The following is a 15,157-nucleotide window of genomic DNA, read 5'->3' on the forward strand; positions in this document are numbered from 1 at the left end:
AGCAAAAAAATTACTTTTGCCAAATACTTTCCATTTCCTCAAGCGTTTTACCCTTGGTTTCTGGAACTTTTTTAAACACAAAGTACACTGATAGAATAGCTCCTATTGTATATAAGCTATAGGCAAAAGCAAGCCCCATAGACCCGAGCAACATAGGGAAAGTTAAGGTTACTATAAAATTCGCTATCCATTGCGACAATCCTGCTATTGCTAACCCTAGTCCTCTTATTTGGTTTGGGAACATTTCCCCTAACATTACCCACATAACAGGTCCCCACGAAAAGTTAAACAACATTACATAGGCATTAGCAGCAATTAGCGCAAGTATCCCCATGCCATCACTTAACTGTAGCGTCTCTTGTCCTGTTGCCGGATTAAGCTCTAACGCTCCCGTAGAAAAAGCATAAACCACCAAAGCTAAAGTAACACTCATTCCTATGGAACCAATCATAAGTATTGGTTTTCGTCCTATTTTATCTACCAAAAACAACGATAGCACTACTCCAGCTATACTCAAAGCACCAGAGATCACATTAATTAATAACGAATCTCCTTCGTCAAAACCAACCGCTTGCCATAATACAGCTCCGTAGTAAAAAACCACATTAATACCAACAAACTGCTGAAATGCTGCAAGCCCAATACCTACCCATACAATCGGTTTTATACGCCCAAGTGTTTTATCATATAAATCAGAAAAGCGCGGTTTATGATCTGCCGATAGTGAAGCATCTATTTCCTGCACTTTTTGTTCTCCCATTACTGCTCCGTAGAGTTTACTTAGCACTTTCTGCGCTTTTCCTTTATGGCTTTTTGCGACCAAATAACGCGGACTCTCTGGTATAAATAGCAGCGAAACAAAGAAAATGGCAGCTGGAATTAATTCCACCCAAAACATCCAACGCCACGTTTCATAATCCCACCAAAATGGATTTAAGGCAGAACCAGAAATATCAGCTAATTTATAATTACTAAGAAATGAGAAAAACAAACCTGCAATAATTGCAATTTGTTGAGTAGTAGCTAGTGCCCCTCTATATTTTGCTGGCGCAATCTCACTAATATAAGCTGGTGCCATTACTGAAGCCGCACCTACACCTAAACCTCCAAGAATCCTATAAACGATAAACTCTATTGATGATGTTGAAATTCCAGATCCCCAAGCAGATATTATAAATAAAATAGAGGCAACAATAAGCATAGACCTTCTTCCATATAAATCGGCCAGTTTACCTGCAAAAAATGCACCCACAGCACATCCTAACAACATAGATGCAACATTAAATCCGCTTCCAATATTTTGTGCCTCAAAAGCTATCTCAAGTCCCTTTACCGTGCCATTTATAACACCACTATCAAATCCAAAAAGAAATCCACCTAAAGTGGCTACTAAGGTAATTCCAATGACATATAATTTATTTACTTGTTCTTCTGTTTTCAAAATAATTAAGTTTTAAATGTTTATAATATTTCTTTAGGGACTTTAATGAGAAATATAGCAAGCGTTAAATATACTGATTAATTATATTCTCAAATAACTCTTGTTTTCCACTTTTTAATGGTAATTCCCCATTTTCCTGAGCTATTTTATATAGGTCATCAAAATTCAACTTTCCTGTTTCAAAAGCTTTACCGTTTCCAGCATCAAAAGACGCATAACGCTCCTCCCTTAATTTTTCGTAAGCTGAAGACGTTAGTATTTTATCAGCAGTAATCAAGGCTCTAGCGAAGGTATCGGCACCACCAATATGCGCTAAAAACACATCTTCTAAATCAGTGGAGTTTCTTCTAATCTTTGCATCAAAGTTAACACCTCCACCTTGTAAGCCTCCTGCTTTTAGGAACACCAACATAGCTTCAGTTGTTTCTTGTATGTTATTTGGAAACTGATCTGTATCCCATCCATTTTGGTAATCCCCCCTATTAGCATCAATACTTCCCAACATCCCAGCAGCAGCAGAAACTTCTAATTCATGCTGAAAGGTATGTTGTGCTAAGGTAGCATGGTTTACCTCTATATTCATTTTAAAATCTTTCTCTAAACCGTATTCTTTTAAGAAACCAATTGCTGTAGCAGCGTCAAAATCATATTGATGCTTCATGGGTTCCATAGGTTTAGGCTCAATAAAAAACGTCCCGTTAAACCCTTGACCTCTGGCATAATCCCTTGCCATGGTTAACAATTGGGCCATGTGGTCTAACTCACGCTTCATATCTGTATTAAGCAAAGACATGTATCCTTCACGACCTCCCCAAAACACATAGTTTTCACCTCCAAGGGCAATAGTAGCATCTAATGCTAATTTTATTTGAGCCCCTGCTCTCGCAACCACACTAAATTCTGGATTGGTAGCAGCACCATTCATATATCTAGGGTTAGAGAAGCAATTAGCTGTACCCCAAAGTAATTTTTTACCAGTTTCCGCCTGTTTACCTTTCAAATAATCTACAATAGTAGCTAGTCGTTTCTCAGACTCTGCGAAAGTTGGCGCTTCTTGAACTAAGTCATAATCATGAAAACAGTAATAATCAAAGCCCATTTTAGATATAAACTCAAATGCTGCATCAGCTTTATCTTTAGCAGCCTGAATAGGGTCGTTAGCTTTATCCCAAGCAAAGTTTTGTGTTCCGGGCCCAAATGGGTCAGAACCTTGCCCACAGAACGTATGCCAATAAGCAATAGCAAACTTAAAATGCTCTCGCATGGTTTTACCAGCCACCACTTGTTCTGGATTGTAGTATTTAAACGCTAAAGGATTATCAGATTCCTTTCCTTCGTATTTAATAGCATCAATGCCTTTAAAATATTCCATTTGTTATTTATGTTTTAATATAATTTCTAATTCTTTTTTCCAGTTGTTATAAGCCTCTACATAGGGCGTTTTATTCCCTAAAGGCTTATAGGTCATCACATGGTCGTTAGCAGTAATATTATCGCCAAATTTTTTAAAATCGCCATCTGTTAAACCAACAGCCCTAGCCGCTCCAACAGCACCTGTTGTATTATAAATCTCTATATCGTATCCTATTAAAGTAGCTACAGTATTTGAAAAGATTTCTGAACGAAATAAATTATCATTCCCTGCTCTAATTACTTTTATCTCAGCATTATCACGTTTTAGTATATCCATTCCATACACAAAAGAAAAAGCTATACCTTCCAAAGCAGCGCGACATAAATGCCCCTCGCTGTGTGTATTTAAATTTAAATTTAAAATATGGGTACCCACTATTTTATTATTTAGCATACGCTCCGCACCATTACCAAAAGGAATCACGCAAACACCTTCAGCTCCCACAGGAACAACCTCTGCTTTGGCATTCATACTTTCATAAGCATTAGAAGCTAAATTATCCTTTAGCCACCTGTACTGTATCCCTGCACCATTTATGCATAACAACTTCCCTAGACTGGGATTGCTGTTTGAATAATTTACGTGTGCAAAATGGTTAATTCTAGAAGGCTCCTCTGATTTCAAAACATTGGTTACCGCATACACTACACCAGAAGTACCTCCTGTTGCAGCCACCTCGCCATGATTAAATACATTTAACGACAATGCATTATTTGGTTGGTCTCCCGCTCTGTATGTAATAGGTATACCCTCTGGCAAACCAGTAGCTTCAGCTCCAGCCAAATTAACCGAGCATTGCTCAGTAAAATTTTCAACAATATCTGGCGTTAAATCCGTGCTTATACTATAATGTTCCAACAACCAATCTGCAACCGTATCAGCCTCATAATCCCAAAGCATGCCTTCAGACAACCCATTTTTAGTCGTGTTAATTTGTCCCGTTAATTTCATGGCAATAAAATCCCCAGGCAACATGTATTTGTGTATTTTATCGTAAACCCCTGGTTCGTTATCTCTTACCCATTTTAGTTTAGAAGCTGTAAAGTTCCCAGGAGAATTAAGCAATTTACGCATACAAACATCGTTGCCTAAATCTTCAAATGCAGCGTTACCTATATCCACTGCACGGCTATCACACCAAATAATAGAATTACGCAAAGGGTTGCCAGCGGCGTCCACTACAACCAAACCATGCATTTGATACGAAATACCAATACCTGCAATTTTAGAAGCATCAATATTTCCTTCTTTAATAGCACGCTTTGTAGCCGCATATACATATTCCCACCACATATTTGGGTCTTGCTCTGCCCAGTGCTGTTGGGGCGCTACAATTTCCATTTCACTGGTAGGCTCGTTTAGAGTAATTATATTCGCTCCCGTTCCAGCATCAACAATAGCAACTTTTACAGAGGAACTCCCTAAATCATATCCAATATAATACACGTTTTAGATTTTAATTGGTTTGCAGAAATTTTAATGTGGAAAGTTAAAAAATAGTCCCTGTAGCTAGCATAAAGCTTAAAAATATCATTGTGGTTTCTACGAAAAATTTAAGTAATAAAATTATCCTATTTTTTTGTTAAGTACTTACCATTTTTAACGACATAGTAGGTTAAGATGTTTATATTTACATTAAAAACATTACAATGCAAAAAACATATTACGACCCCGCAGACCTAAGAAAATTTGGTAAAATAACAGAATGGAGCGAAGATTTAGGCAATAAATTCTTCGAATATTATGGCAAAGTATTCGAGGAAGGGGCGCTTACAGCAAGAGAGAAATCTTTAATCGCTTTAGCTGTTGCACATACAGAACAATGCCCTTACTGTATTGATGCCTACACCAAAGACGGCCTTCAACGTGGAGTAACTAAAGAAGAGATGATGGAAGCCATACATGTTGGGGCAGCTATAAAAAGTGGTGCTACTTTAGTACATGGCGTACAAATGATGAATAAAGTAAATAAATTAGATGGGTAAAACCTCTTGGGCGTTACCCACAAGGGGTCAGGCTTTCCGTTAATAGTTTTGGCTCGATGCGCGCCTCGCCAAAAGCTGCCACTTCAATCCCTAACGCAAAATAGAACAACAAAGATTAATAGCTTTTAGAAAGAATATGACAAAGATAAAGACACAATCGCTACACAAACGCGAAAGCGCATTAGCCAAAAGCAAAAAGCAATTAGAAATCCTATCTAATGGCATCTTTCAAAACGGAGAATTACCAACGTTTGCAAAAAAAATAGCAGAATCCAATCAATTTCCGCTTAAAGCAAAAAAGCTGGAAATCCTCCAAATCAATGTGGGTTACATGTGTAATCAAGTTTGCGAACATTGTCATGTAGATGCAGGTCCAGATAGAAAAGAAATAATGACAAAGGAGACCATGCAACAGTGCTTAGAAGTTATCAAAAAAACTGGTGCACATACTTTAGATTTAACAGGAGGAGCCCCAGAAATGAATCCTAATTTTAAGTGGTTTGTAGAAGAAGCCTCAAAAGCAGGAATAAAGGATTTTATTGTACGCTCTAACCTTACCATTATACGTGCTAATAAAAAATATTACGATTTACCAGAGTTCTTTAAAAAACATAACGTACACGTGGTTAGCTCTATGCCACACTGGACACGCGGCAAAACCGACAAGCAAAGAGGCGATGGTGTTTTTGATGCCTCAATAGAAGCCCTACAACAATTAAACAGTGTAGGTTATGGTATGCCAGAAAGTTCATTAAAGTTAGACTTGGTATACAACCCTTCAGGAGCATTTTTACCAGGAGACCAAATGTCTATGGAGAAAGATTTTAAAAAAGCATTGATGGATGATTTTGGTATTCAATTCCACAATTTATTCGCTATTACCAATCTGCCTATTTCAAGGTTTTTAGACTACCTCATAGCTTCAGAAAATTACGAAGATTACATGTATCAATTAGTAGAGGCCTACAATCCCTCAGCAGTTGCAAATGTAATGTGTACCAATACCATTTCCGTAAGCTGGGATGGCTATTTATACGATTGTGATTTTAACCAAATGCTAGAACTACCGGTTAATAGTAAAGTAAAACACATTTCAGAATACAATGAAGAGCTACTACAAGGCAGAAACATTGTAATTTCACAACATTGTTATGGTTGTACAGCAGGAGCAGGAAGTAGCTGCCAAGGTACTGTAGCATAAAAAGCCCCTTAACTCCATAGAAAAATATGTCTAAAGCACTCATAATAGTTTTTGTAAAAAACATAAAACTTGGCACCGTAAAAACCAGACTTGCCAAAACTATCGGGAACCATGCAGCTTTTGAAGTTTATAAAGAACTAGTTGGTATTACCGAAAAAGCAACCTCACATATAGCCGTAGATAAACGTATTTATTTTTCAGATGTGGTTATTGACAGTAAATGGGAAGGCTTTAAAAAGTTTGTACAAGAAGGAGAAGACCTGGGTATTAGAATGAAAAATGCGTTTACCAAAGGTTTCGAAGATGGTTATAATCGCATTGTGTTAATAGGATCAGATCTTCCAGATATTAATGCATTACATATTGAAAAAGGATTAGATGCATTAAATGATACTGATACTGTTTTTGGTCCTGCTGTAGACGGCGGGTATTACCTTGTTGGACTCTCAAAACTACACGATTGTATTTTTAACAATAAACCATGGAGCAAACCTGATTTATTTGAAAACACCATCAAAGAATTACAATCTAAAAACATCAATTATAGTATATTAGAAACTTTAAATGATATTGATACTTTTGAAGATTTAGTTACTTCAAAATTCTATAAAAACAATCTTGAATTACAAGACAAAATAAAACAGTTAAACAACTAACCATAACACAGAGTTACACTAGTTTGTAATTTTATTTTAAAATTTAAACATGCTAAAATTTATAACAGAAACCGTCGACTTCCTAAAAGACAAAGGTTTTGAAAATCCTGAAATTGGTATCATACTTGGCACTGGTTTGGGACAGCTAATCGATGAAGTAGAGATTATAAAAGAGGTAAGCTATAATCATATTCCCAACTTTCCAACGGCAACGGTAGAGTTTCACAAGGGAAAATTAGTTTTTGGAAAACTTGCTGGCAAAACAGTAATTGTTATGCAGGGGCGCTTCCATTTATACGAGGGTTACACCTTACAGGATGTGACTTATCCTGTTCGCATCATGGAAAAATTAGGCATACATACCTTATTGGTATCTAACGCTGCAGGCGCTATTAATCTCAACTTTAAAAAAGGGGAATTAATGTTGATTGAGGATCATATTAACCTTCAAGGCAGCTCACCTTTAGCTTTTAAAGGCGTAGAGCTTTTAGGAGAACGCTTCACAGACATGAGCGCACCTTATGACAAAACCATAAACGCAAACTTTAAAAACATCGCCAAAAGTAACAACATAACACTCCACAAAGGCGTTTATGCAAGTGTAGTAGGCCCACAATTAGAAACTAGGGCAGAATACAGAATGCTTAAAATAATTGGAGCAGATGCGGTAGGCATGAGTACCGTTCCTGAAATTATTGTTGCCAATCATTTAAATTTAAAAGTAGCTGCGGTGTCAGTTTTAACAGATGAATGCGACCCAGATAATCTAGAACCCGTAAATATTGAGGAAATTATAGCTATGGCGGCAAAAGCTGAACCAGATATGGTCACTCTATTTAAAGAATTAATTAAAACACTATAATTAAGCAGTACACAAGTCATCAGTATGTAGCAAAATCACAGCTGCTACTTTAACTGCGTACTTCTTACTGTAAACTGAACATTGAAGAAATGAGCACATATTTAGACACTACCCACGATGTATATAAAGAAGCAGCCTTAACACCAGATGTGGGTTTATGCTGTACCACAAATCCTATTTGGGAACTACCTGGATTAAAAATCCCAAAGATTATGCAGGAGATGAACTACGGTTGTGGTTCTACTGTACATGCCAGAGATTTAACCAACAATCCTAAAATGCTTTATGTAGGTGTTGGCGGTGGTATGGAACTGTTGCAATTCTCCTATTTTAACCGCCAAAAAGGAGGTGTAGTAGGTGTAGATGTAGTAGATGAAATGCTTGAAGCATCGAGAAAAAACTTTAAAGAAGCAGAAGCGCAAAACGATTGGTTTAAAAGTGAGTTTGTAGAGCTTAAAAAAGGAGATGCCTTAAACCTCCCTGTAGAGGACAACAGTATAGATGTGGCAGCACAAAATTGCCTATTCAATATTTTTAAAGCGGATGATTTAAAGAAAGCTATTGATGAAATGTATCGTGTGCTAAAACCTCACGGGCGTTTGGTAATGAGCGACCCTACTTGTGAACAACCTATGAATGACACTTTACGTAACGACGAACGTTTGAGAGCTTTATGCCTCAGCGGTAGTTTGCCCATTGCCGATTATGTAAAAGCATTAACAGATGCTGGTTTTGGAACCATAGAAATAAGAGCACGTAAACCCTACCGTATTTTAGACCCTAAACATTACCCAACAGATGAGTTGATTTATATAGAATCTATAGAAGTAGCAGCGATTAAAGATCCAATGCCCGAAGATGGACCATGTATCTTTACAGGAAAAGCGGCAATTTATTACGGAGACAACGATTACTTTGATGACAAAAAAGGACATGTTTTACTAAAAAACCAGCCTCTAGCCATTTGTGATAAAACAGCAGCTGCATTGGCAAGTTTAAATAGGCATGATATTTTCATTAGTGAATCTACCTATCACTATGATGGTGGTGGCTGTTGTTAATCTAAAACCCAAATTGCTATGAAATCGTTTTATCTCTTTACACTAATACTACTAGTGTTTTCTTCTTGTAAGGGTGCTAAAAAGGTCATTAACGATAGCCCTACATCTGAACAAGAAAAAAAAGTTATGGATACTATTACAACCACAAAAAAGGTTATTAAAATGACCGACTCGTTGGTGGTTCCTCAAGACAAAAAAGATATTGAAATCATAGAAAAACCTATTATTAGAGAAACACCTCTTAAAATAGTTTTTAACCATGAAACGTTTCATACTTTGCTTAAAAAATATGTCTCGAACAACGGTAATGTGAATTATAAAGGCCTAAAGTCTGATTGGAAAGCTCTTAGAAAATACTTAGACCAGCTAGGTAAAAATCTACCAGATAATAATTGGTCTAAAAACGAAAAGTTAGCCTATTGGATTAACGCTTACAATGCTATGACTATTGATTTGATTTTACGTCATTACCCCATAAAAAGCATTAAAGACATAAAAAACCCATGGAAACAACGCTATTGGCAGCTTGGAGAAAAATGGTATAATTTAGATGAGATAGAACATCAAATTTTACGAAAAATGGATGAACCCCGTATTCATTTTGCTATCGTTTGTGCTTCTTATTCCTGTCCAAAATTACAAAATGAAGCTTTTACAGCTTCAAAATTAGAGCAACAGTTAACCAGTGCTACCAAGGAATTTTTAAACGATCCAGAACGAAACGCCATTTCTAAAAACAGTTTAGAACTTTCTAAAATATTTCAGTGGTTTGCTAAGGATTTTAAGCAAAATGGTGATCTTATTGATTTTTTAAACGCATACACCCATATAGAGATTTCAAAAAATGCAAAAAAGCAATTTAAGGATTACAGCTGGGATTTAAATGAATAAAATCTCGATTATAATACCAGTATTAAACGAGGGAGCGCATATTAAAACATTGCTCCATCACCTTGTACAAAATGCCTCGGATACTCATATAGAAGACATCATAATAGTTGATGGTGGAAGTATAGATAATACAGAAAAGGTAGTTATCGATACTTTGCCACTGTTTAAAAAACTTCAAACCAATATTAAACTGGTAACTTCTGAAAAAGGTCGTGCTAAGCAAATGAATAGAGGTGCTAAAGCAGCTAAAAGCAATATTCTCTATTTTTTACACGCAGACTCGTTTCCCCCTAAAAACTTTGACAAATATATTATTGCTGAAGTAACAAAAGGCAACAAAGCAGGGTGTTTTAGAATGCGGTTTGACAGTAATCATTGGTGGTTAAAATTAGCTGGTTGGTTAACTGCCTTACCCATTAAAGCAAGTCGTGGTGGTGACCAAAGTCAATTCATTACACAACAACTCTTTAACGAAATAGGAGGTTACGACGAGCGGTACACAATTTATGAGGATAATGATTTAATTAAAAAACTTTATGCAAGACATCAGTACGTTGTAATTCCAAAATGGCTAACAACATCAGCAAGATGCTATGAAAAACATGGGGTTTGGAGAACCCAATTTCATTTTTGGCGTATTCATTTAAAAAGTCGCCTAGGCGCTTCTCCTAATGAACTTAAATCATATTACACACAATATTTGGCAAAAACTTAATGCTTATTCCTCCCCTTTTCATTTGGATATAAATCCTTAACCACACTACTTTGAAAAACCTCCTTTGTATCAATATCTATAGCTGATAATTTTCCAAAAAAAGCAGCCCCCGTATCAATATTCCAGACATTTACAGCATTCATAGGCTCATATTTTCCAAAATTTATTGTTGGTGTGTGTCCAATATAAATTTCATGATAATGCGTTAATCGTTTTGGGTATAATTCAGAGTTTTTTTCAATGCGTTTATCCATAGTCAATGCCATTTCCCATAGTGTTCTATCAAAATACAATGTGGTTTGGAACACCTCTTTTTCTACGCCATGCATAGATGTAAAACCCGCATGTAAAAACAATCTGTTTTCATTATCAATATGATACATGATTAAACTTTCAAAAAATTCTAAATGCCTACGCTTTTCTTCCTCATTAACCAATTCGTAACTTTCCATAGTTTCTTTACCTCCATGCATGTACCATGTTGGATTAACCTCTCCGCTTCGTAACCATTCTTCTGCCCAAACATCATGATTACCTTTAATAAAAACACATTTAAAGGTATCTGATAGTTCTATTAAAAACTGGATAACTTGCGCAGATTCACTCCATCCATCCACGTAATCCCCCATAAAAATTAGGTTATCTCCTTCTTTTAACTCTAGCGTATTCAATAGCTCGATAAGTGCTTTTAAGCCTCCGTGAATGTCCCCAATAGCAAAAGTTCTCATATTCCAGTAGTTTTTGGCAAAACTATAGGTTTTTAATAAAAAGTAAAATGAATAAAGTTAAGTTTTGATTAACAACACATCTACACAATGTATGAGGTTAGTTAGCCACACTAAAAATACTGCCCTATACCAAACACAAAACCTCTGGTAGAATCTGCTGTTATGCCATGACCATAATCTATTCTAAAAATGGCATTGAATATTTTTTTATGAATAAAGCGCACACCCAAACCAGGATATACCCTTAAGTTTTGACTCTCCCCAAAATCTCCCAAATCCCCTCCGGGATTACGCCATGTACCAGCATCTATAAAGGCATTTCCTTGAATACAAAACCAGTTTTTTTCATACAAGACATGTCTGTATTCTGTATTTAATACTATAACTCCCGTACCACGATCTATGGTATTACCAACACCTCTAATATTTATATTATTATCTACAGAAAAAGGTGCAAATGGAGTATCGTCGTTAGAAGATAACCCTAAACGTAACCTGTTTGCCCAATTGCCACGCTCCCCAATTCTGGTGTAATAGAAAAAATCATTCCATGCAATGTGGAAATCTGGTAAGGTATCGTCCGTGGAAGTTACGTACTTAAAATTAAAGAGACTCCTAAATCCTGACACATATTGATAAAAATAGTTAAGGTTATTATACTCATAAATAAATTTAGCTAACCACTTTTTTACATTTAACTCTGGTCTATTATTGATATTCTCACCTCTAAAAGCATAGTCTTCTGTAAAATAATTAAAACCAACCTCTACTCTATTGTGAAAATTAAACCTAAATAGTCCTAATAATTCGTAGCTTCTATTGTTGTAACGGTATTGTGCGGTCTCATCGTTAAAAAATACTGGCTCTAGAGTTGTTAGATCTTGATAGGTTGCTGCTAAACCTAAGTTGCGAGAAAACAAAAATGGTGCACGAAGGTTTAGGGCATAAGAATCGTAAATATCCTTTTGGTAAAAACCTCCTAAAATTATATTTCTACCTAAAGCATTAAACTCATACAGCCCAAGCCTATAGGCGAATTCATCCTCATCAGTAGTATAAAAGTTGACTGATGGAATTAATGTGAAATTCTCCTCAATATTATAAAATACGTTATATGCATTATCGTGCGAATGGAACACCTGATAGTAGGCATGAGATATTGATGGCAAACGTTTTAACAGCTTAATATCTTCATTCAGCTTTAAAGAATCTAGCTTATCCCCTGGCTTTACAGAGGCTATTTTCTTAACAAACGAAGACTTTAACCTTTCATTCCCTTGGACTTTAACATCAGAAACTATAGCATTTTGCGATTTCAAGTGGATCGAAAGACTTAACAAGGCAAAAAGCAACAGGGTTTTCTTCATCATTCTGCTATAAATGGTGCCATAATCACTTCATTTACCCAATTATCTAGACTAACATCCATAATGGTTAGTACGTATGTTTCATCTTTTACAAGTGGAGGTGGCACCCCTTGGGTAATATTCAAAACTACATTATTTAATTTATAATATTGAAAATTATTTTCAGTAGTATATGTCCCAGAAATAAAACTTAAGTCTTTGGTAGCCATTACTTGAAAGAATATAGCATTTTCTGCCACGGAGTTGACATCCCAATAAAATTTAGGCATTAAGGATGCTTCTTGATTAATTGTAATGGTATTTTCGCTCCAAACTGTTGGTCGCTCGGTAACCTTTGAACGAATTGGTGTTGAGATTTCTATTTGATTCTCTTTTTTAAAAACAACTACAAACCATTTACAGTTGGAATGCGCTTGAAAAAAACGCAAAGCTCCTCCAAATAAAGGTTGAGAATTTACTGGAGCTATTTGGTAACTTGAAAAATCTTGTCCGTCATCAGCAAATGACTCATAGAGTTTGAAATCTGTAGCACCTTCCTCAGGATAAAAATAGACGTTAACAGTCTCTGGAATAACATTATCGCTCGCCGCACAGGCAATAACCTCATCTTCTATAAACGCCTTATTGCTTATAAAATCTGCCAATACAATCTCGTTATCTCCAACTATGTCTGGCGCATCGTCTGTAACACAACTCACTAAAACAAAACAGCATATTACTATTAGGGGCACTATTTTTCTCATATCAATTCTTATAGTATGTGGCAATTACTTTTTCTGCGGGTTTATTTTGTGGGGTAAACCTGGAATCGTTTTTTCCACCTCGATTTTCATGGTTTATAAACCATTTCCATAAAAATCCACCGGCAAACCAATCCTCTTTCCAAAACGTTTCCAATAGGGCTTGTGTTGTGTTGGTCTGAGCTTCTAAATTCACAGCTCCCATGTCCCCATCACTCTTCCAAGGTTCTTTTCCGGAGAAATCTACACTTCTATATCCAAACTCTGTGAATAGAATGGGTTTATTGTACTTCTTAGATATATTTTGCAGCACTACTTTATGGTTTTGCCAGCCTTTTAAACATTCGTCCATGGTTGGTGTTTTGCTATCACTAACAGGGAAATAAGCATCTACACCAATAAAATCTAAAGCATCCCAAAAAGGCGTACGCTTAAATTCATCCCAATTGGCAGCATATGTAAGTTTACCTTTGTAAATGGCTTTTATTTTTTTTATTAAATCGTTCCAGTATAAGGGTCTATTCACAATAAAACGATCCAGTTCGGTTCCAATACAAAATATGTCGACATTTAGTGCTTCCCCTAACATAGCATACTCTAAAATAAATTTAGAATAGGCATCCTCCAGTTGTTTCCAATCTGCATCACTATCCATTTCAATATAACCTGTAAACTCGCCATGCCATACCCAAATTTGAGGTTTAAGCATTATTTCTATATGCTTTTTTCTAAGTTCTTGAATGTATTGTTTTGCCCCATCTACAGTCTCTCCAAACCATTGTCTTTGCGTATCATATACAATCTCTGGATGTTTTAAGTCTTTAATAAACCCAAAAGGCATAACAGCTGCATAGTTCGCATTTATATTACTAACGGGAGTTACATGCTTTTCTGAAACTTTGGTGTTGGCAGCAACAAAACTTACACCATTAATTTTTTGAGGCTGTGCACTACAGGAATAAAAAAAGTATATAAAAAAAAGGAGTTTAAAATGCTTCATTAAATTTAGCTTTTAAACCCCTAATTTACTATTAATCCTTATGCTATTTTAATATAGCGCTCTTAAACCAATGTTAAATGTTTAGTTTACCGCTTTTGTTACTTTGAAATTATTTAACAAAGCGCAACCCTATATTAAACGTTTGACCTGTATTGGTAAACTCCGATCCTCTGAAGAAATTTGTATACAACCCTTCTATATTAAGCGTTTTACTTATTTGGTACTTCACACCAAAACCTGCTGCGGTTTGATCCCCCTCAAAATTACCATCGGTTAATGCAACCAAGTGGAAATGTTGCAATAAGGCCTGTACAGTAAATTTAGAGTTAGGGAAATAGCTCACAAAAGCCCCTGGAATAAATCGTATACTGTTATTTGCAAAACTACCTTCAATGGTATCTCCGTTAGCAGCAGTTACTGCTTTTTTTCCAAAATTATATTCTGTATTTAAATCAAAAAACAGCTGCCAGCTTTTATTTCCACCTATAGATGTATCATAGAAAAATCTATTTTGCCAAGTAAAACCATCTTGATCTAGAAAAACACCTTCTTCAGACTCACTACCAAAAGTGGGTATAAACAGTGAACTTTGTACAGAAAAATTACCAACATTTTTAAAAGGTACCCATTTAACACTTGGTGCTATGTTTGTAAGGCCGCTTCTTGCTGTACCCCTTTCTCCATCAAAACTAAAAACATCAAAAACACCGCGTCCACCTATAGTATTAGATCTAAATTCTAAAATTGCACCCAATGCTACACGTTTATTATCGCCAACCCCAAAGAAACCTTCTAATGTTGATGTGAAGAAATTAATTCTGTCTATATCTTGTGCATCGCCATTAGCATCTATTTGGCGCTTGCTGGTAAAAATATTATTGAACCACTTTATATCTACCTGCCCTTTTCCTATTAATTTTGAAGGTGTTAAATTTTGTATAACACTCCCTTGATCTTCGTCCTCTTGTGCAAATCCATTAAAGGTTACAAGTACAAATACTATTATTGCTATTATTCTTTTCATGATTTTGATTTTTGGTTTATTCGATATCATTCTCTGCTATTTTGATAGAATGATGTATTTTGGTTTTTATTT

General features: G+C 35.8%; 15 protein-coding genes. 7 read left to right on the forward strand and 8 right to left on the reverse strand.

Features of this window, described 5'->3' with window-relative positions; genetic code table 11:
- Positions 1–10: 10 nt before the first annotated feature.
- The 3 genes from JS605_RS01315 to JS605_RS01325 all read right to left on the reverse strand — a co-directional run bounded on the left by JS605_RS01315 (position 11) and on the right by JS605_RS01325 (position 4,301).
- Positions 11–1,441, reverse strand: coding sequence for a sugar porter family MFS transporter (locus JS605_RS01315; RefSeq protein ID WP_203255897.1), 1,431 nt, complete (start codon positions 1,439–1,441; stop codon positions 11–13).
- A 64-nt stretch (positions 1,442–1,505) separates the two neighbouring features.
- The gene (xylA, locus tag JS605_RS01320; protein ID WP_203255898.1) at positions 1,506–2,813 is read right to left on the reverse strand and encodes a xylose isomerase; all 1,308 of its coding nucleotides are present in this window, start codon (positions 2,811–2,813) and stop codon (positions 1,506–1,508) included.
- A gap of 3 nt (positions 2,814–2,816) precedes the next feature.
- A complete protein-coding gene (locus JS605_RS01325; RefSeq protein ID WP_203255899.1) occupies positions 2,817–4,301 on the reverse strand; it encodes a xylulokinase in 1,485 nt (494 codons plus the stop codon).
- A 203-nt stretch (positions 4,302–4,504) separates the two neighbouring features.
- On the opposite strand from JS605_RS01325, the gene JS605_RS01330 reads away from it, so the two are divergent.
- The 7 genes from JS605_RS01330 (at position 4,505) to JS605_RS01360 (ending at position 10,226) form a co-directional block, all read left to right on the forward strand.
- Positions 4,505–4,840, forward strand: coding sequence for an arsenosugar biosynthesis-associated peroxidase-like protein (locus JS605_RS01330; RefSeq protein ID WP_130937115.1), 336 nt, complete (start codon positions 4,505–4,507; stop codon positions 4,838–4,840).
- A 145-nt stretch (positions 4,841–4,985) separates the two neighbouring features.
- Positions 4,986–6,041, forward strand: coding sequence for an arsenosugar biosynthesis radical SAM (seleno)protein ArsS (gene arsS / locus JS605_RS01335; RefSeq protein WP_203256716.1), 1,056 nt, complete (start codon positions 4,986–4,988; stop codon positions 6,039–6,041).
- Positions 6,042–6,067: 26 nt separating this feature from the next.
- Positions 6,068–6,697: a TIGR04282 family arsenosugar biosynthesis glycosyltransferase gene (locus tag JS605_RS01340; RefSeq protein WP_203255900.1), complete on the forward strand. Its 630-nt coding sequence runs from the start codon at positions 6,068–6,070 to the stop codon at positions 6,695–6,697.
- Positions 6,698–6,746: 49 nt separating this feature from the next.
- On the forward strand, positions 6,747–7,559 hold the full coding sequence (locus JS605_RS01345) for a purine-nucleoside phosphorylase (protein WP_203255901.1): 813 nt from the start codon (positions 6,747–6,749) through the stop codon (positions 7,557–7,559).
- Positions 7,560–7,648: 89 nt separating this feature from the next.
- Positions 7,649–8,620 (forward strand): arsenosugar biosynthesis arsenite methyltransferase ArsM, encoded by a 972-nt coding sequence (gene arsM / locus JS605_RS01350; RefSeq protein ID WP_203255902.1) that lies wholly within the window; start codon positions 7,649–7,651, stop codon positions 8,618–8,620.
- A gap of 18 nt (positions 8,621–8,638) precedes the next feature.
- On the forward strand, positions 8,639–9,511 hold the full coding sequence (locus JS605_RS01355) for a DUF547 domain-containing protein (protein ID WP_203255903.1): 873 nt from the start codon (positions 8,639–8,641) through the stop codon (positions 9,509–9,511).
- The gene (locus JS605_RS01360; RefSeq protein ID WP_203255904.1) at positions 9,504–10,226 is read left to right on the forward strand and encodes a TIGR04283 family arsenosugar biosynthesis glycosyltransferase; all 723 of its coding nucleotides are present in this window, start codon (positions 9,504–9,506) and stop codon (positions 10,224–10,226) included. Before JS605_RS01355 ends, JS605_RS01360 begins: the two co-directional genes overlap by 8 nt.
- On the opposite strand, the gene JS605_RS01365 is transcribed toward JS605_RS01360, so the two are convergent.
- From JS605_RS01365 to JS605_RS01385, 5 genes are all read right to left on the reverse strand, one after another.
- Positions 10,223–10,954, reverse strand: a complete 732-nt coding sequence (locus tag JS605_RS01365) for a metallophosphoesterase family protein (RefSeq protein ID WP_203255905.1) — start codon at positions 10,952–10,954, stop codon at positions 10,223–10,225. The two genes, JS605_RS01360 and JS605_RS01365, sit on opposite strands and share 4 nt — an antisense overlap.
- Positions 10,955–11,064: 110 nt before the next feature.
- Positions 11,065–12,273, reverse strand: coding sequence for a POTRA domain-containing protein (locus tag JS605_RS01370; protein WP_317194099.1), 1,209 nt, complete (start codon positions 12,271–12,273; stop codon positions 11,065–11,067).
- A 47-nt stretch (positions 12,274–12,320) separates the two neighbouring features.
- Positions 12,321–13,064: a hypothetical protein gene (locus JS605_RS01375; protein ID WP_203255906.1), complete on the reverse strand. Its 744-nt coding sequence runs from the start codon at positions 13,062–13,064 to the stop codon at positions 12,321–12,323.
- 1 nt (position 13,065) lies between these two features.
- On the reverse strand, positions 13,066–14,061 hold the full coding sequence (locus JS605_RS01380) for a glycoside hydrolase family 113 (protein WP_203255907.1): 996 nt from the start codon (positions 14,059–14,061) through the stop codon (positions 13,066–13,068).
- Between the two features lie 109 nt (positions 14,062–14,170).
- Positions 14,171–15,085 carry a transporter family protein gene (locus tag JS605_RS01385; RefSeq protein WP_203255908.1) on the reverse strand — a complete coding sequence of 305 codons (915 nt, stop codon included), beginning with the start codon at positions 15,083–15,085 and terminating at the stop codon, positions 14,171–14,173.
- Positions 15,086–15,157 lie beyond the last annotated feature (72 nt).

It is taken from the genome of Hyunsoonleella ulvae, from assembly GCF_016827605.1.
In the GTDB taxonomy this organism is placed as follows: Bacteria; Bacteroidota; Bacteroidia; order Flavobacteriales; family Flavobacteriaceae; genus Jejuia; species Jejuia ulvae.